This window comes from Phocicoccus schoeneichii (assembly GCF_014635565.1).
Taxonomy (GTDB): Bacteria; Bacillota; Bacilli; order Staphylococcales; family Salinicoccaceae; genus Phocicoccus; species Phocicoccus schoeneichii.
The window spans coordinates 666,515-684,079 of record NZ_BMDB01000001.1 but is presented as its reverse complement, the minus strand read 5'-3'; the positions used below and the strand labels follow the sequence as shown (position 1 = coordinate 684,079).

The 17,565-nt window shown below is 37.3% G+C and carries 18 protein-coding genes; 14 read left to right on the top strand and 4 right to left on the bottom strand.

Annotated features, from left to right (window positions below):
- The first annotated feature begins 11 nt into the window (after window positions 1–11).
- The 6 genes from IEU51_RS03565 (at window position 12) to IEU51_RS03540 (ending at window position 5,691) form a co-directional block, all read left to right on the top strand.
- The gene (locus tag IEU51_RS03565; protein WP_186086714.1) at window positions 12–467 is read left to right on the top strand and encodes a DUF697 domain-containing protein; all 456 of its coding nucleotides are present in this window, start codon (window positions 12–14) and stop codon (window positions 465–467) included.
- 74 nt (window positions 468–541) lie between these two features.
- On the top strand, window positions 542–808 hold the full coding sequence (locus IEU51_RS03560; RefSeq protein WP_186086717.1) for a phosphocarrier protein HPr: 267 nt from the start codon (window positions 542–544) through the stop codon (window positions 806–808).
- Complete coding sequence (ptsP, locus tag IEU51_RS03555) at window positions 808–2,523, top strand: phosphoenolpyruvate--protein phosphotransferase (protein ID WP_186086720.1); 1,716 nt, start codon at window positions 808–810, stop codon at window positions 2,521–2,523. The genes IEU51_RS03560 and ptsP overlap by 1 nt, the downstream gene beginning before the upstream one ends.
- 109 nt (window positions 2,524–2,632) lie before the next feature.
- A complete protein-coding gene (locus IEU51_RS03550; protein ID WP_186086723.1) occupies window positions 2,633–4,000 on the top strand; it encodes a cytochrome ubiquinol oxidase subunit I in 1,368 nt (455 codons plus the stop codon).
- Entirely contained in the window at window positions 4,000–5,013 is a 1,014-nt protein-coding gene (locus IEU51_RS03545) for a cytochrome d ubiquinol oxidase subunit II (RefSeq protein ID WP_186086726.1), read from the top strand. Before IEU51_RS03550 ends, IEU51_RS03545 begins: the two co-directional genes overlap by 1 nt.
- Before the next feature lie 12 nt (window positions 5,014–5,025).
- Window positions 5,026–5,691, top strand: coding sequence for a potassium channel family protein (locus tag IEU51_RS03540; RefSeq protein WP_186086729.1), 666 nt, complete (start codon window positions 5,026–5,028; stop codon window positions 5,689–5,691).
- 373 nt (window positions 5,692–6,064) lie between these two features.
- On the opposite strand, the gene IEU51_RS03535 is transcribed toward IEU51_RS03540, so the two are convergent.
- The 3 genes from IEU51_RS03535 to IEU51_RS03525 all read right to left on the bottom strand — a co-directional run bounded on the left by IEU51_RS03535 (window position 6,065) and on the right by IEU51_RS03525 (window position 9,128).
- Entirely contained in the window at window positions 6,065–6,979 is a 915-nt protein-coding gene (locus IEU51_RS03535; protein WP_186086732.1) for a nuclease-related domain-containing protein, read from the bottom strand.
- A 246-nt stretch (window positions 6,980–7,225) separates the two neighbouring features.
- Complete coding sequence (rnjA, locus tag IEU51_RS03530; protein ID WP_186086735.1) at window positions 7,226–8,914, bottom strand: ribonuclease J1; 1,689 nt, start codon at window positions 8,912–8,914, stop codon at window positions 7,226–7,228.
- Window positions 8,907–9,128: an RNA polymerase epsilon subunit gene (locus tag IEU51_RS03525; protein WP_186086738.1), complete on the bottom strand. Its 222-nt coding sequence runs from the start codon at window positions 9,126–9,128 to the stop codon at window positions 8,907–8,909. The genes rnjA and IEU51_RS03525 overlap by 8 nt, the downstream gene beginning before the upstream one ends.
- A 280-nt stretch (window positions 9,129–9,408) precedes the next feature.
- Between IEU51_RS03525 and IEU51_RS03520 the strand changes: the two genes are divergently transcribed.
- Complete coding sequence (locus IEU51_RS03520; RefSeq protein ID WP_186086741.1) at window positions 9,409–9,678, top strand: hypothetical protein; 270 nt, start codon at window positions 9,409–9,411, stop codon at window positions 9,676–9,678.
- A gap of 5 nt (window positions 9,679–9,683) precedes the next feature.
- Here IEU51_RS03520 and def read toward each other — a convergent pair whose 3' ends face one another.
- Entirely contained in the window at window positions 9,684–10,235 is a 552-nt protein-coding gene (def, locus tag IEU51_RS03515; protein ID WP_186086743.1) for a peptide deformylase, read from the bottom strand.
- A gap of 193 nt (window positions 10,236–10,428) precedes the next feature.
- On the opposite strand from def, the gene pdhA reads away from it, so the two are divergent.
- The 7 genes from pdhA to IEU51_RS03480 all read left to right on the top strand — a co-directional run bounded on the left by pdhA (window position 10,429) and on the right by IEU51_RS03480 (window position 17,565).
- Window positions 10,429–11,538, top strand: coding sequence for a pyruvate dehydrogenase (acetyl-transferring) E1 component subunit alpha (gene pdhA, locus IEU51_RS03510; protein WP_186086746.1), 1,110 nt, complete (start codon window positions 10,429–10,431; stop codon window positions 11,536–11,538).
- Between the two features lies 1 nt (window position 11,539).
- A complete protein-coding gene (locus IEU51_RS03505; RefSeq protein WP_186086749.1) occupies window positions 11,540–12,517 on the top strand; it encodes an alpha-ketoacid dehydrogenase subunit beta in 978 nt (325 codons plus the stop codon).
- A gap of 19 nt (window positions 12,518–12,536) precedes the next feature.
- A complete protein-coding gene (locus IEU51_RS03500) occupies window positions 12,537–13,883 on the top strand; it encodes a dihydrolipoamide acetyltransferase family protein (protein ID WP_186086752.1) in 1,347 nt (448 codons plus the stop codon).
- A 3-nt stretch (window positions 13,884–13,886) separates the two neighbouring features.
- Window positions 13,887–15,296, top strand: a complete 1,410-nt coding sequence (gene lpdA / locus IEU51_RS03495) for a dihydrolipoyl dehydrogenase (protein ID WP_186086780.1) — start codon at window positions 13,887–13,889, stop codon at window positions 15,294–15,296.
- 54 nt (window positions 15,297–15,350) lie between these two features.
- Window positions 15,351–15,626 (top strand): UPF0223 family protein, encoded by a 276-nt coding sequence (locus tag IEU51_RS03490; protein WP_186086783.1) that lies wholly within the window; start codon window positions 15,351–15,353, stop codon window positions 15,624–15,626.
- Window positions 15,627–15,691: 65 nt separating this feature from the next.
- Window positions 15,692–16,777 (top strand): ABC transporter ATP-binding protein, encoded by a 1,086-nt coding sequence (locus IEU51_RS03485; RefSeq protein WP_186086786.1) that lies wholly within the window; start codon window positions 15,692–15,694, stop codon window positions 16,775–16,777.
- Window positions 16,777–17,565, top strand: coding sequence for an ABC transporter permease (locus tag IEU51_RS03480; RefSeq protein WP_186086789.1), 789 nt, complete (start codon window positions 16,777–16,779; stop codon window positions 17,563–17,565). The genes IEU51_RS03485 and IEU51_RS03480 overlap by 1 nt, the downstream gene beginning before the upstream one ends.

Here is a 17,565-nt window from a genome sequence, read left to right as displayed (position 1 = left end):
GGAGTGGTTTTATGGCATTAACAGAACAACAAATTGAAGCAAGAAGAAAAGAAGCAGAAGAATTAGTTAAACAAAAAGCGAAACAATCTGGAATCGCAGCAATCGTACCTGTTCCATTTTTTGATATGGGAACAGACTATAAATTAATGACTGAAATTGAAGAAGATATAAACGATATATTTGGCGTGACAAGTGAAGAATTAGAAAAAAGTAAAGATTCTCTTAAAACACGTATTGCAATCATGGTTTCAAGTGGTGCAGGTGAATTTCTTGCGAAGCAAACAACTAAAGTCGTTTTAAAGCAACTTCAAAATAGAAATAAACGTACAAAAGTTGGTCCTATATCTGTCGGAACAGTGGTCTCTCATGGTACGAGCGCAATCGTAAGTTACACGCTTATGAGAAAGCTCGGAATGGATCATATTGAAAAAGTTGTTAAATATTTAAACTCCAAGATTGTAGTTTAGTGTGCAATTGTTTATGAAATCGTGTACAATAGTTTGTGAAACTATTAATTTAATTTGATGAGGGAGTTACCAAAATGCAACAAAGAACATTTGATATTGTAGATGAAACAGGAATTCACGCTAGACCTGCTACGATTTTAGTTCAAACAGCGACACGATTCGAATCAGATATTGAACTCGAATATAACAATAAAAAAGTCAACTTGAAATCAATTATGGGTGTCATGTCACTTGGCGTTGGTAAAGGTGCAGAAGTTACAATTTATACAGATGGCGAAGATGAAGCGGAAGCATTAGAAAAAATTACTGAGGCATTGAAACAAGAAGGACTGACTGAGTAATGACTGAAATTATTAAAGGTAATCGCGGTGGTGGCGGTATCGGCTTTGGTACAGTCGTTAAATACCAAGAAGTTGTCTTTAATATTGATGAAAACAGAATACCAGAAGAAGAAATTCAGACTGAACTTGATAAGCTCGTTTCTGCAGTAGATATTGCACGAAATGAGCTTATTAAAATTAAAGAGAGAACGATTCAGAATGGTGAATATACGGATGCAGCGATTATGGAAGCTCAAATTATGATGCTAGATGATCCAGAACTTCATCAAAATATTAAAAACAAAGTATTAAACCTCCACAATGTCACTCATGCATTATATTTGGAAAAGAACGATATTATAGAATCATTTGAAAAAATTAATGATGCGTATTTACGTGCGCGTAAGCAAGATATAAACGATGTTTTGAAGCGCGTACTCTATAAACTAGAAGGACATAGTACTTTAGATTTAACAGAATTAACAGAACCATCTATTATCGTTGCGAAAGATTTACCCCCATCTATTGTTGCGCAACTCGACAAAACGGTGATAAAGGGAATCGTCTTAGAGAATGGATCAGAAAACTCACATACCGCAATCATTGCAATGAGCCATGGGATTCCACTAGTGTCGAACGTAAAGAACGCACTCCGGATGGCGCGGCCTTTCGATATGATGATTGTAGACGGTGACAACGCAGAAGTCGTATTCAACGCATCCATTTCGGATACGTGGTTTTATCTTAAAAAACAAAGTGATAAGTCGAAAGCAAGTGAGCGCCTAGCGCCGTATCGTTCAAAAATTACAGAGACTAAAGATAAAAAACGCATCAATTTAGGTGCGAACGTTTCGACAAAGGGGACGGTTGATGAGTCGCTTGATATCAACGTAGATCAGGTTGGTTTATTCAGAACGGAGTTCGTGTACATGAGTCGCTCGAATTATCCAAGTGAAGAAGAGCAACTCGAAATCTATAAAGACGTAGCCAAAAAGATGGACGGGAAGCCAGTAACGTTTAGAACACTCGACGTCGGTGGCGATAAATATCTCCCTTACTATGATCACGATGAGGAAACAAACCCATTTTTAGGTACGCGAGGGATTCGTTTTTCACTTATGAATGAGCATGTCTTTAGAACACAGATGCGTGCATTTATTCGTGCGAGTGAGTATGGGGATGTACGTGTGATGTTTCCGATGGTAAATACGGTTGCAGAGTTTAAAACACTTGCACGTATTTTTGCTGAAGAAGAGAAGAAACTAGGACTTTCATTAAAGAAACGCATTCCTCTTGGAATTATGATCGAAACACCTGCTGCAGCAATGCATGCAGAATATCTCGCAAAGCATGCTGATTTCTTTAGTATCGGTTCAAATGACCTCACACAATTTGTGATGGCAGCAGACCGAATGAACCCTAACGTTTCATCGTTTGTTGAAATATTGAACCCAGGATTATTGAAGCTTATTCATTATGTTATTAAATGCGCACATAAAGAAAATATAGAAGTCGGACTATGCGGAGAGCTCGCACATGATAGAGGAGCAATCCCAATTCTTTTAGGACTTGGAGTTGATTCACTCAGTGTGCATCCGTCACACGTATTACAAGTCAGAAAATTCATCCATGAACTCGATTACGAAAAATTAAAAGCATTTGAACGTCACATTTATGAAGTAGAAAGTGAAAGTGAAATGATGGATATGGTAGCGATGGTGATTCGTCACAAATAATTCACTTAATCGGCTTAACTTAACTTTGTGAATATGTTAACATATCATGGAGTACAGACAATATAGGGTATATATAAAATCTAGTTAACGCATTTAGGGGGAATTTTTAATGGAAGATGTGCTTCTTGGACGAATTCTAACCGGTATGACACTTGCGTTCCACATCATTTACGCTACTGTAGGTGTAGGAATACCCATCGTCATTATGGTCTTTGAATTCTTAGGAATAAAGAAAAATGACTATCACTATCTAACTATGGCGCGACGTATCGCAAAAGGATATACAGTTACTGTAGCAGTAGGGGTAGTGACCGGGACAATCATCGGGTTACAACTCAGTCTCATTTGGCCAGACTTTATGAAGCTCGCAGGTCAAATCATTGCCCTACCATTATTCATGGAAACATTTGCTTTTTTCTTTGAGGCAATTTTCCTTGGGATTTATCTCTACACATGGGATAGATTCAAAAATAGATGGCACCATTGGTTGCTTACAATTCCAGTTGTAATTGGATCATCAATATCAGCAGTATTTATTACAACAGTAAACAGCTTTATGAACACACCAGCTGGTTTTGATCTTGTAGATGGCGTATTTAAAAACGTTGATCCAATCATGGCAATGTTTAACGCATCAACAGGCGTGCGTGTATTCCACGTCGTTGTGACAGCATATATGACAGCAGCATTCTTCATGGTGACAGTTGCAGCAGTGAATTTACTACGCGCAAAACACAAAGAAGATAGAGAGTATCACAGAAAAGGCTTGAAAGTAAACATGATTATTGGTGTTGCGGTAGCAGCACTCACTCTATTAGCTGGGGATTTATCAGCAAAATTCTTACATGAAGAACAACCAGAAAAGCTTGCTGCATTTGAATGGCACTTCGAAACTGAAAAGAATGCAGACTTAATTCTTTTTGGTGTATTAGATGAAGAGAATCAAGAAGTTAAAGGTGAGCTACGCATTCCGTCAGCATTATCCATTCTGTCAGGAACGAGCCCATCAACTGAAGTTACTGGGTTAAATGATATTCCGAGAGATGAATGGCCACCACTTGTTGTCCACTATTTCTTTGACATCATGGTTGTCTTTGGAATGTTCGGGCTCGGCGTATCTGTCCTTTATTTTGCATTAAAACTGTTCAAGAAAGAAGAATGGGCACACTCTAGATTTATGCTATATTTATATGCATTATCTGGACCACTCTGTTTCGCAGCAATTGAAGCAGGTTGGTTTACAGCTGAACTTGGACGTCAACCATGGATCATTAGAGGATACATGAGAGTATCAGAAGCGATTACTCAAGCAGATGGACTCGGAATCACAATGATTATGTTTGGTATTTTATACCTCATCCTTGGATATACAACAATCCAAGTAATGGTGAATATGTTCAAGAACACATCTGCACGTGATTCTCAAATTGAATATTACGGTAAAGAGAGCTTGATGGAACAAGGAGGTCGATTCTAATGAACTATGAAATTATTGGAATCACGGTACTTTGGACGTTTCTATATGGCTACGTAATTATCGCATCTGTTGACTTTGGTGCAGGGTTTTATAACTTCTACGCCAAAGCGACAGGAAAGTCGAACATCATCACACCAATCATCACGAGATATTTAAACCCAGTTTGGGAAGTAACAAACGTTTTCTTTGTTTTCTTCTTTGTTGGGATTGTAGGGTTTTATCCTGAAACAGCATATTACTACGGAACAACATTACTGATTCCTGCATCAATTGCTTTAATTTTATTGGCAATCCGTGGAAGTTATTATGCATTTAACCAGTATTCAAAAGATTCGAATATCGTGTGGGCGTTTCTTTACGGAAGTACAGGACTACTGATTCCTGCGGCACTTTCGATTACACTTGTAATCTCTGAAGGTGGATTTATAGAAGAAAAGTTTGGCGGCATTGACTTGAACATAACAGAGTTATTATTTAGTCAGTATGCATGGTCAGTAGTATTCTTAGCAATCATCTCTGTGCTTTACATCTCAAGTGCATTTCTTACGTTCTATGCGAACAGAGCACGTGCATTTCAAGCAGTAGAAGTGATTCGTAAGTGGTTCTTAACTTGGACAATTCCAATGTTAGCAATCTCACAGTTCGTGTTCTTAGGACTCAGAACAAATAACGAAGCGCACTTCTTGAACGCACAAAACTATTGGTATCTATTCGGTTTATCTTTAATGTTTATGGGTATAGCTGTGTATTTAATCTACAAGGGAAGAAATTATGGCATGGCATTCATTATGGTAATGCTGCAATTCTTCTGTGCGTTCTTTGGATATGGTATGAGTAAATTACCGTATATCCTGTATCCGTACGTGAAAATTGACAGTGTAGTGAATGAGGCAATGGCGTTCTGGCTCACAGTCGTATTCATTTTAGGATTGCTACTCCTAGTTCCAAGTCTTATAATGTTAATGAGAATGTTCCTCTTTGATAAGGACTATGTCCAAGGTAAAGAGAACTAAGGAGATTAGAGTATGAAAAAAGAATTTGCTGTAATCGGACTCGGGCGATTTGGTTCGAGTATCGTACAAGAGTTACGAGAATTAGATGCGAATGTACTCGCAATTGATAAAGACGAAGATGTAGTAAATGAGTATAAAGATATTGTGACTGAAGCAGTTATCGGAAATACGACAGATGAAGCGGTGTTACGAAGTGTTGGTATCACCAACTTTGACCATGTCATCGTTGCAATTGGCGAAAATATTCAAAGCAGCATTTTGACGACATTAATCTTAAAAGACTTAGGTGTCGAGAAAGTTACTGTGAAAGCTCAAAATGAATATCATGGTAGAGTACTTGAGAAAATTGGTGCCGATCATGTCATTCACCCAGAGCGCGATATCGGTAGACTACTCGCACATAGAATCGTGTCGAGTCATACTCTTGATATTTTAGAAATCTCAGAGGAACATTCAATTGTAGAGTTCAAGACGACAAAGAAATTAAATAACAAATCGATACTGAATCTCGGGTTCCGAGAAAAATACGAAGTTTCGATCCTCGCAATTAAGCGCGGCGATCAAATCATCGTAAATCCAGACCCCGTCATCAAGCTCATGTCAGACGATGTCTTAATCCTGATTGGAAAAGACACCGACCTATCACGCTTCGAGACTAGATTCGGCATAGATGAGTAGATTTTATAAGATTACCACCTGCAGACTGTGAAGTTCGGGGGTGGTTTTTTGAGTGATATGGGGTTTAGGATTCTTATCTTTAAAGTAGGGATGGATTGATGTCTACTTTACAAATAAATTGGTTTTATCTTTAAAGGAGAGATGGATTGACGTTTACTTTGCAAATAAATTAGTTTTATCTTTAAAGTAGGGATGGATTGATGTCTACTTTACAAATAAATTGGTTTTATCTTTAAAGTAGGGATGGACTAACGTCTACTTTACAAATAAATTGGTTTTATCTTTAAAGTAGGGATGGATTGATGTCTACTTTACAAATAAATTGGTTTTATCTTTAAAGTAGAGATGTACTAACGTCTACTTTACAAATAAACTATAGTTTCACATAACTTCGGTCTTTATTATTTCCTTTTTCAATCATATGAGATTTCAAATATTTTCTAACACTATATTGTGAAATCGATTCTCCGATCCATTCATAAATACGTGAGGTTGTAATCTTCATCTCAGGAAATAACCATATAAACTCATCTATATTTCTAGTCAAGGCTATTTGTGTTCGTTCTATTACTTTACATTTTGAACATTTCATCTTCACTTGACTGATGCTCTCCATCCTCCCATCACATTTCTCGCAGCTCATTTTTTTATCTAGTTGGTCATATTCGTATTCATACTTTTTCTCATAAGATGAAAACACACGATGTCGTGCATATATGATTTCTTCTAGTTTGGTATGTCGCTGATTCAAGTAACAAGATTCATTGTTCAGTTTTTTAATAAATCTCCTGATTTGACCAGGGTGAATGATGGGTAGGGACAAGTCGGATTGATAGAGCTGGAATTCTTTCCCTGTAAAAACAAGTCGTGGAATAACTTCAAAGTTCATCTTTATTTCTCGTAAAAATTTTCTAAACATTCGAGTTGCTCGGTTTAATTGTTCTAGAGGACTATCAATCTCATCCTTACTCGATACAAAATAAAATTTACCGCGATCATAAAAATAATCTCCACTGTAATTCTTAACTTCAATCAGCATACATTTATCCTGAAAAATCATCAGACAATCAAATTGACATTCTTTCTCTTCAACAACCAAGCGAACGCCGTACAAAATAATTGGTTTAACTTGCAATTCTTCCTCAAATAATTTCGAAAGATAAAGTTCTCCCTCTAAACCTGTTTCGTCTCGTCGTATCTGTCCAGAAATAACCATATCAACAAACTCGCGTTTCATTAAAATTTGTGCTGTCGTATTCATATTTGTCTTTTTAGGTATCTTAAGCATGACGCACCTCCAACTAAACATGATTCTATACAGCCGAACACCTACCTACAAGATAATTCGGATCAAATATTCAAATTTGAATAATTTAAATTTAGAATCCATCAACCATAAGGGTTACAAGTAATAATTAAAACGCCCATATGATGACTTTTCCAATGATAAAAATCGCCACATAGGATTACAGCAGAAAAAAAGCCATTTTGATAAGTTTCCCAAAAAGGAAACCCACAAAACAGCTCTAATATTTTATTTCGATTTTAAAGTTTTGTCGTTTACGCGCATGATCATTGGTAAGATCATTGGGCTACGTTGTGTTTTCTGATATAGATATTGTGACAATTCTTCAATGATGAGTTGTTTTACGTTATACCATTCAACGTTTTCTTCAGATGCGAGCAAGTTTTCGATGGATTCACGTAACTTTTTCTCTGCACCTCTAATGAGTCCGAATGATTCTCTCATGTAGACGAATCCGCGTGAAATAATATCTGGTCCAGATAATAATACTTGGTCTTCAAAGTCAATAGAGACAACCATAACTGCGAGACCTTCTTCAGATAATTCTTTACGATCGCGAAGTACGATGTTACCGATATCTCCGATACCAATACCATCCACAAACACTGTACCGCTTGGCACTGAATGAGTGACTTCAGCATGATCTTCAGATAGAGTTAGGACTTCACCATTTTCCATTAAGAATACATTGTCTGCTTCGACACCTGTGTCTACAGCAAGGTCTTTATGGATTTTCAGCATGCGGAATTCTCCGTGAATTGGCATGAAGTATTTTGGTTTCATCAGACGTAACATCAGTTTTTGTTCTTCTTGTGAACCGTGTCCAGACGTATGAATGTTTGATAGACGACCGTGGATGACTTCAGCGCCACGTTTGTATAATGCGTTAATCGTACGGTTGACGCTTAGTGTATTACCTGGGATTGGTGATGAACTGAATACAACAGTGTCATCAGGAATAATGCTGATTTGTCTATGAGTACCATTCGCAATACGTGATAGGGCAGCCATTGGCTCACCTTGAGAACCTGTACATAAAATCATTATTTTATGTTTCTCAAAACGGTTAATTTGTTTTGCTTCAATAAATGTTTCAGGTGGTGCTTTAATATAACCAAGCTCAGTACCGATTCTAATATTGTTTTCCATGCTTCGTCCGAATACACAAATCTTACGGTCAAACTTTACTGCTGCATCAATTGCTTGTTGCACACGATAGATGTTTGATGCGAAAGTCGCAAAGATAATACGTCCTGCACATTGTCTAAAAATGTCTTCTACATTTTGTCCGACTTGTTTTTCACTGATTGTGAAGTTCGGAACTGTTGCGTTCGTTGAGTCAGATAAAAGACAGAGTACACCTTCTTCACCGATCTGTGCCATTTTAGCGATGTTTGCTGGCGCACCTACTGGTGTAAAGTCGAATTTAAAGTCTCCAGTATGAACGATGTTTCCAACAGGAGTTTTTACTACGATTCCGTATGCTTCAGGAATAGAGTGAGTTGTAAGATAAAATTCAACCTTGAAACTATCGAAGTCGAGAACCGTGTCTTCATCGATAGGAATGAGTTTAGTACGGTGCATGAGCTTGTGTTCTTCAAGCTTATTTTTAATTAAGCCTAAAGCAAGCGGGCCAGAGTAGATAGGTACTGAGATTTCTTTTAATAGGAAAGGAATTCCTCCGATATGGTCTTCGTGACCATGCGTTACAACGAGCGCTTTGATACGATGTTCATTTTCTTTTAGATATGTGTAATCAGGTATTACGTAATCAATACCGAGTTCGTCATCGTTTGGGAATTTGATACCCGCGTCGATCATTAGAATGTCGTTACCTATTTCAATGCAGTAAGTGTTCTTTCCAATTTCACCTAGTCCCCCGAGGGCGAAAACACCTACATCTTTAATGTTACTCATTTACCTTCGTAACCTTGAAATCTGCGTTGTTATCACGTTCATACTCTAAGTGGTCGGGACTGAGTGTTTCGATGAACTCGATTGTAATATCTTCATTTTGTAAGAACTTTCTTACGTCTTCAATTGTTTCGGCTTCAACGTATTTAATAAGAGTTTCTTCTCTAATTAAGCGTTGTGTTTTGTGGCCTTGATAAAATACTTTAAATGTTTTCATAAATCTATTCTCCTTAAAAATATATAGAAATGTATTGTAAGTTTTTCATAAAAAAGATGTGCTCCTTTTTTAGCAAGCACATCTATAAATTAGGATTATTTATCCTTCATATACTCCTGTTGCAGTAACCCACTACGACCTAAGATGCTCTTTAACTTCTTTTTGAGTTTTTCTTTTAACCTTCTCAACATGAAAATCACACCTTTATCACTTATCCTTATTTTACCTTATAGACTTATACGTTGCAAAGACTTTATACTAATAGTAAGAGGTGAGATAAATGGATGCTCAAGCGTTATATCATAAGATACGCACAGAAGAAAAGCGCGAGGATAAGCCGTTTGATTATGTCGAGTTCAATAAACGTGATTCCCATATCGTTATGAATATCGTGTATCAAACAAACGCATATATCAGCAGTGATGATCACCATACGTATAGACATGACACTGATCCCGAAATTTTAAATGAGGAAACATACGACCAATTAAAGTCGTTACTCATTGAAAGAGGGATACGTTTTATTGAACGTGTCGACGAATTTATTTAGCTTTATTACTCGAGTGGTGTTGCGCCTTCTTTTGGTAGTAATGGTGTTTCTTTATTAATGTGATCATAGAATAAAATTCCATCTAAATGATCCAATTCATGTTGTAATACAATCGAGAGCATACCACTCGCTTTAATCACAACTTCATTTCCGTCAATATCTAATGCACGGACTTTAATTCTTTTTTTACGATGGACTAAGCCATCGATGTCTTCATCTACACTTAGGCATCCTTCGCCTGTTGGAAGAAATGATTCTTGAACTGAATGACTGATGATTTTTGGATTGATTAACATCAAATCATAGACAGGTTCATTATTTTCATCAGTTAAATATACTGCAAGCATTCGCTTGTTTAAGTTTATTTGTGGTGCCGCTAATCCAACACCCGCACGTAAATCATATTTTTCAGCAATTTCCTCATCTTGTGAGTTAATTAAAAACTGTCTCATTTCACGGAGTTCGTTTTGTGTTTGTTCGTCAATAGTAGTCACTTCGTCAACCTTTGTGCGAAGAATTGGATGACCATCTCGAACAACATCTTTCATCGTAAGCATATTTAGCCTCCTATCAAAATACATTTCTTAATTATACTATAATTTCACAGAATTTTCACGACTCATCTACGATATTTGTGATTGTTTATCATCAAGCTTACTTATAGATTAAAACACGTGAAAAACTTACGGTTATGTATGTATTATGATATTATTAATGTAAGCATTTTATTGAAAGGTATGGTGAACAAGTATGGCACCGAAAAACAAAAGTTTTGACCCGGTAGCTCAATTAAAAGAAATTGAAGAGTCTTTTGAACTTTTTCAAATTTTAGATGAGAACGGTAAGATTGTGAATAAATCAGCAATGCCTGACTTATCTGATGAGGAGCTTGTTGAGCTTATGACGAGAATGGTTTGGACACGCGTACTAGATGAGCGTTCTACATCATTAAACCGTCAGGGTAGACTTGGGTTCTATGCGCCTACTGCAGGACAAGAAGCATCACAGATTGCAAGTCATTATGCATTACAAAAAGGGGATTACGTTTTACCAGGGTACAGAGATGTACCACAACTGATTTGGCATGGACTGCCTTTATCGAAAGCATTCCTATTCTCAAGAGGACATTATGAAGGGAACCAATTCCCTGAAGGTGTGAATGCACTTAGCCCACAGATCATCATTGGTGCTCAGTACGTTCAAACAGCAGGTGTTGCTCTTGGGATTAAAAAACGTAAAAAAGATAATGTAGTAATCACATATACAGGTGACGGTGGTACTTCACAAGGGGACTTCTACGAAGGTATTAACTTTGCAGGAGCATTTAAAGCACCAGCGATTTTTGTAGTACAAAACAACCAATATGCTATTTCTACACCAAGACACGTTCAAACTTCTGCTAAAACATTAGCGCAAAAAGCAGTTGCTGCTGGTATTCCAGGCGTTTATGTAGATGGAATGGATGCGCTTGCGGTTTATAAAGTAACTAAAGATGCAAGAGAGCGTGCTATTAATGGAGAAGGACCAACGCTTATCGAAACTGTTACTTACCGCTATGGTGCACACACATTAGCTGGTGACGATCCAACGAGATATCGTGAGGACAACGAGCAAACTGAATGGGAGAAAAAAGACCCAATCACTCGTATGCGTACGTTCTTAGAAGAAAAAGGTCTATGGTCTAAAGAAAAAGAAGATGAAGTGATCGAACAAGCACGTGCAGACGTGAAAGAAGCAATCTCAGAAGCTGACAAAGCTGCTTCACAAAAAGTCACAGATCTTATGGACTTAATGTACGATGAAAAGCCAAGCAATGTGGAAGAGCAATATGACTACTACAAAGAAAAGGAGTCAAAGTAACATGGCACAAATGACAATGATTCAAGCGATAACTGATGCGATGCGTACTGAATTAAAGAACGACGAAAACGTTCTAGTATTCGGTGAAGACATCGGTGTCAACGGTGGTGTATTCCGTGCAACTGAAGGACTATACGAAGAATTCGGTGAAGATCGTGTATTCGATACTCCATTAGCTGAGAGTGGAATTGCATCACTTGGTTTAGGTTTAACATTAGAAGGATTTAGACCTGTTGTTGAGATTCAATTCTTTGGTTTCTTATTTGAAGCTATGGATGGAATTGCGGGACAAATTGCACGTCACCGTCAACGTTCAGGTGGAACAAAACCAATGCCAATCGTAATCCGTGCACCATTCGGTGGTGGAGTAAACACTCCAGAACTTCACGCGGATTCATTAGAAGGATTAATGGCACAAACACCAGGTTTACGTGTAGTCATTCCTTCAACACCTTATGATGCGAAAGGATTACTCATTGCAGCGATTCGTTCTAATGATCCTGTTATTTATCTAGAACACATGAAGTTATACCGTTCATTCCGTGAAGACGTACCTGAAGAAGAGTACGAAGTGGAATTAGGTAAAGCAGCAGTGAGAAGAGAAGGTACAGACATTACTTTAATCGCATATGGTGCGATGGTACAAGAATCTCTAGCAGCAGCTGAAGCACTTGAAAAAGATGGAATCAGTGCTGAAGTCATCGACTTACGTACAGTTTCTCCAGTAGACTACGAAACACTTGTAGCTTCTATTGAGAAAACAAATCGTGCAGTAGTAATTCAAGAAGCACAACGTCAAGCAGGTGTTGCTGGACAAGTGGTTGCAGAATTACAAGAGCGTGTGATTTTATCTCTTGAAGCGCCAATCAAGATTGTAGCTGCTCCGGATACAGTGTATCCATTCACAGCTGCGGAAAAAGTTTGGTTACCAAACAAAGAAGATATTATCGAGAAAGCGAAAGACGCGATCAATTTCTAACCAGATGGAGGGTAAATAAATGGCATATGAAGTAAAACTTCATGATATCGGTGAGGGTATTCATGAAGGTGAAATTGCAAAATGGTTTATTGCCGAAGGCGATAAAATAGAAGAAGATGATACCCTAGTAGAAATTGCAAACGACAAAGCAGTTGTTGAATTACCTTCTCCAGTTTCAGGAACGATTGAAAAAATTCACGTCCCTGAAGGAGAAGTAACGACGGTAGGTAGTATCATCGTAACAATCGATGATGGTTCTGGTCCTTCAGAATCTACTGAAGATAAAGAACCAGAAACTGATGAAAAAGAGTCAGACGAAAAAGAAACAAAAGACGAGGTTGCTAAAGAGGTAGAGAAATCTGAACCTGAGGAAGCACCTAAAAAAGAATCTGCATCTAAAGATGTAGAGGCTGAAGAGTCTGATTCAGATAAGAAATTTATTATCGCTATGCCACGCGTACGTAAATATGCACGTGACAACGATGTTGACATAAAAGCAGTATCAGGTAGCGGTAAAAATGGTCGTATTTTAATTGAAGATATCGATGCTTATCTAAATGGAGATCAAAAATCAGCTGAAGAAACAATCGCAACTGAAACGGAGTCAGTAGAAGAAGTTGCTGAAACAAAAGAAGAATCTAAAGTTGCAGCAGTATCTACTGGAGAACGTGAAACACGTGAAAAAATGTCTAGAATCAGAAGAACAATTGCAGATGCAATGGTTAATTCTAAACAAACATCACCACACGTTACAAATATTGACGAAGTAGTTGTAGATAAACTTTGGGAGCATCGTAAGAACTTCAAAGATGTTGCAGCAGAGCAAGGTACGAAACTTACTTTCTTACCATACGTCGTGAAAGCTGTCGTTTCAGCACTTAAGAAATATCCTGAATTAAATACGTCTATTGATAACGAAACAATGGAAATTATTCAGAAGCATTATTACAACGTAGGTATTGCTGCGGATACTGAACGTGGATTAGTCGTTCCAGTTGTTCGCGATGCCAATGCATTATCAATGTTTGAAATTGCTGATACAATTTCAGAACTTGCAGATAAAGCGCGTGACGGTAAACTTACTTTAGATGAAATGAAAGGCGGATCAATTTCTATCTCTAACCTAGGTTCAGAAGGTGGAAAATGGTTTACGCCAGTCATCAACCAACCAGAAGTAGCGATTATCGGTATTGGTAGAATTGAAGAGGCACCAATTGTACGTGACGGTGAGGTTGTTGCGGCACGTGTCTTAGCACTTTCTATCAGTTATGATCACAGAGTCATTGACGGTGCATTAGCTCAAAAAGCATTAAATCATATTAAACGCTTATTAAATAATCCAGATTTATTATTAATGGAGGGGTAAAGAATGGTAGTTGGAGATTTCGCAATTGAGGTAGATACGGTTGTTGTAGGTGGCGGTCCTGGTGGATACGTTGCAGCAATCCGTGCAGCTCAACTCGGTCAAAAAGTTGTATTAGTAGAACGTGATAAAGTTGGAGGCGTGTGCTTAAACGTTGGTTGTATCCCTTCTAAAGCACTAATTTCTTCATCACATAGATTCCAAGAAGCACAAGATTCTGAAGATATGGGTGTGACAGTAGAAAACGTTAAACTCGACTTCACAAAAGTACAATCATTCAAAGAAAGTGTTGTACAAAAACTTGTTGGTGGTGTTGAATCACTACTTAAAGGTAACAAGGTTGAAGTTGTTCAAGGTGAAGCTTACTTCTCATCTAATAACAGCATCAAAGTTGCTCAGGAAAATAGCGCACAAACTTATGAGTTCAAAAATGCAATTGTTGCGACTGGATCTAGACCAATTGAAATCCCAGGATTTAAATTTGGTAAACGTATCATTGATTCAACTGGTGCGTTAAATCTAGAAGAAAAACCTGAAAAGTTAGTTGTAATCGGTGGAGGATATATCGGTACTGAACTAGGTACTGCATATGCTAACTTTGGCACTGAAGTAACTATTTTAGAAGGTACTAAAGACATCCTTGGTGGATTCGAAAAGAATATGACACAACTTGTTAAACGCAACCTTAAGAAAAAAGGCGTTGAAGTTGTAACACAAGCGATGGCGAAATCAGCTGAAGAAACTGAAAATGGCGTGTCAATCACTTATGAAGATAAAAATGGTGAAGCACATACAATTGAAGCAGACTACGTTCTTGTAACTGTAGGTCGTCGTCCAAACACTGACGAAATTGGTTTAGAACAAATTGGTGTTAAGATGACTGATCGTGGAATTATCGAAGTAGACAAACAAAGCCGTACAAGTGTAGACAACATCTATGCAATCGGTGATATTGTTCCTGGGCTACAACTTGCGCATAAAGCAAGCTACGAAGGTAAAGTTGCTGCAGAAGCAATCGCTGGAGAAAAATCTGAAGTAGATTACATCGGAATGCCAGCAGTATGCTTCACTGAACCAGAACTTGCTTCAGTAGGATACAACGAAACACAAGCAAAAGAAGAAGGTCTCGACTACGTAACTGGTCGTTTCCCATTCGCTGCTAACGGTCGTGCTTTAGGTCTAAACAAAACAGATGGATTTGTTAAAATCGTTGCACGTAAAGAAGACGGGCTTGTTATCGGTGCTCAAATCGCTGGTAACGGTGCTTCTGATATTATTTCAGAGCTCAGCCTTGCAGTTGAAACTGGCATGACATTAGAAGACATCGCGCTTACAATTCATGCTCACCCAACTTTAGGAGAAATTCCTATGGAAGCAGCAGAAGCAGCACTTGGTCGTCCAATTCACTCAATGTAATTTTTAATAAGCGTCCTTAGGGACGCTTTTTTTATAACCGAAAGGAGATAAAAAATGGAGAAATCATATAGTTATCCGCTAGATTTAGACTGGAGTACAGAAGAAATGATTACAGTGGTAGAATTTTTTCAATGTATTGAAGCAGGATATGAAAATGGGATAAAAGCAGCAGATTTGAATGATGCATACAACAATTTTAAAGATATTGTTCCTTCAAAAGCAGAAGAGAAAACAATATTTAGAGAGTTTAAATCTGTTTCTAGTTTAGAACCGTTTACGTTAGTTAAACAGTTAAAGATAAGTCGTCCAGAAGACATTTTAAAAGTTTAAAAAATGTATTGTTAAATGCGAGCAAAAAAAATATAATTAATTGAATTAAAGATTAGGAGGAGAAAATGACAGAGATACGTTTACAGAATATTCACCAATATTTTGATGATGCACATATATTAAAAAATATCGATTTTACTTTTTCTGAAGGCAAATTTTACACAATCTTAGGTCCATCTGGATGCGGTAAAACAACATTATTAAAGATCATTGGGGGATTTGTTAATCCAACTTCTGGAGACCTTTATTTTGGGGATAAAAAAATGAATGACATTCCTGCAAACAAGAGACAAGTGAATACAGTTTTCCAAGATTATGCACTCTTTCCACATTTAAATGTATATGAAAATGTCGCATTTGGTTTAAAAATTAAGAAGGTCTCTAAGAGTGAACGAGATGAGCGCATCAAAGAAGCACTTCGTTTTACTAACTTAACAGATTTTAAAGAACGAGATATTGAGAGCTTATCTGGTGGACAGAAACAGAGAGTGGCGATTGCCCGTGCAATTGTAAACGAACCTGACATTCTTCTCCTAGATGAATCATTGTCTGCATTAGACCATAACTTACGAGTGGAAATGCAGTATGAATTAAAAGAACTCCAACAAAAATTAGGCATTACTTTTATCTTTGTCACACATGACCAGGAAGAAGCACTCGCATTAAGTGATGAAATTTTAGTCATGGATAGAGGACATATTGTACAAGCAGGTAGTCCGAAAGATATTTATGATGAACCGTTAAATAGATATGTTGCAGATTTTATTGGTGAATCCAATATCGTCGAAGGTGAAATGCTTGAAGATGGTAAAGTGTCGATTTATGGTCGCGCGTATGAATGTGTCGATGGTGGTGTAAAACGTGGTACACCAGTCGAAGTAATGGTACGTCCTGAAGACATCATTCTAAAACCTGCAGGCGAAGGACATTTAAATGTTACTGTGGACTCAATTCTTTTCAGAGGGGTTCATTATGAAATTTGTGTCCTTGATGAAGATGGTTATGAATGGGTGATTCATACGACACAAAGAAGTGAAGAAGGTAAAAAGGTCAGCATTTATTTTGATAAAGAAAACATGCATATCATGGTTCCAGGTGAAAAAGAAGAAGAATTTAACGAACGATTAGAATCATATGAAGGTATTCTATAATGAAAAGAGTATTAGCAATTCCGTATTTATTATGGATGGTCGTATTTGTGATACTTCCGATTTCGTTTATGATTTATTACTCTTTCAATGACATGAGTGGCAATCTAACGTTACAAAACTATGCAGAATTTTTAAGTAGTAACTACTTAAAAATGACTTTAAATTCGTTTTGGTATGCCTTTTTAATTACAGTGATTACTTTACTTATTAGTTATCCATTAGCACTCGTTATTTCAAGATTAAAACACAAAACGTTTTGGTTACTAATCATTATTATTCCTACTTGGATTAATATCTTACTAAAGACGTATGCATTTATCGGAATTCTAGGTATTAATGGTGTCGTAAACACTATTTTTGAAACAATTGGACTTACACAAATTCAGTTACTGTTTAGTGATTTTGCATTCATAACTGTTGCAGTTTATATTTTTATTCCATTTATGGTGCTCCCAATTTTTAACTCTATAAACGGGATCAACAAGAACCTCATTTCGGCATCTTATGACCTTGGTGCTTCAAAATGGGAAACACTCACAAGGGTGATCTTTCCTTTATCTTTAGAAGGTGTAAAGTCAGGAATTCAAATCACGTTTATTCCAGCACTTAGTTTATTTATGCTCTCAAGACTTGTAGCAGGAAACAAGGTTGTGACACTTGGAACTGCGATTGAGCAACAGTTCTTAATAAATGAAAACTGGGGCATGGGATCGACGGTTGGCGTTTTCCTTATACTCTTCATGGTATTCGTCATGCTAGCCACGAGAACGAAGAAGGAGAGTGTATAA

Bases quoted from the DNA above. Each gene is read 5' to 3' on its own strand.
- IEU51_RS03490 (WP_186086783.1), top strand. From the start codon at position 15,351: ATGGAGAAATCATATAGTTATCCGCTAGATTTAGACTGGAGTACAGAA.
- rnjA (WP_186086735.1), bottom strand. From the start codon at position 8,914: ATGAGTAACATTAAAGATGTAGGTGTTTTCGCCCTCGGGGGACTAGGT.
- ptsP (WP_186086720.1), top strand. From the start codon at position 808: ATGACTGAAATTATTAAAGGTAATCGCGGTGGTGGCGGTATCGGCTTT.
- IEU51_RS03525 (WP_186086738.1), bottom strand. From the start codon at position 9,128: ATGAAAACATTTAAAGTATTTTATCAAGGCCACAAAACACAACGCTTA.
- IEU51_RS03480 (WP_186086789.1), top strand. From the start codon at position 16,777: ATGAAAAGAGTATTAGCAATTCCGTATTTATTATGGATGGTCGTATTT.
- IEU51_RS03535 (WP_186086732.1), bottom strand. From the start codon at position 6,979: ATGCTTAAGATACCTAAAAAGACAAATATGAATACGACAGCACAAATT.
- IEU51_RS03540 (WP_186086729.1), top strand. From the start codon at position 5,026: ATGAAAAAAGAATTTGCTGTAATCGGACTCGGGCGATTTGGTTCGAGT.
- IEU51_RS03545 (WP_186086726.1), top strand. From the start codon at position 4,000: ATGAACTATGAAATTATTGGAATCACGGTACTTTGGACGTTTCTATAT.
- pdhA (WP_186086746.1), top strand. From the start codon at position 10,429: ATGGCACCGAAAAACAAAAGTTTTGACCCGGTAGCTCAATTAAAAGAA.
- IEU51_RS03485 (WP_186086786.1), top strand. From the start codon at position 15,692: ATGACAGAGATACGTTTACAGAATATTCACCAATATTTTGATGATGCA.
- lpdA (WP_186086780.1), top strand. From the start codon at position 13,887: ATGGTAGTTGGAGATTTCGCAATTGAGGTAGATACGGTTGTTGTAGGT.
- IEU51_RS03560 (WP_186086717.1), top strand. From the start codon at position 542: ATGCAACAAAGAACATTTGATATTGTAGATGAAACAGGAATTCACGCT.
- def (WP_186086743.1), bottom strand. From the start codon at position 10,235: ATGCTTACGATGAAAGATGTTGTTCGAGATGGTCATCCAATTCTTCGC.
- IEU51_RS03550 (WP_186086723.1), top strand. From the start codon at position 2,633: ATGGAAGATGTGCTTCTTGGACGAATTCTAACCGGTATGACACTTGCG.
- IEU51_RS03520 (WP_186086741.1), top strand. From the start codon at position 9,409: ATGGATGCTCAAGCGTTATATCATAAGATACGCACAGAAGAAAAGCGC.
- IEU51_RS03500 (WP_186086752.1), top strand. From the start codon at position 12,537: ATGGCATATGAAGTAAAACTTCATGATATCGGTGAGGGTATTCATGAA.
- IEU51_RS03565 (WP_186086714.1), top strand. From the start codon at position 12: ATGGCATTAACAGAACAACAAATTGAAGCAAGAAGAAAAGAAGCAGAA.
- IEU51_RS03505 (WP_186086749.1), top strand. From the start codon at position 11,540: ATGGCACAAATGACAATGATTCAAGCGATAACTGATGCGATGCGTACT.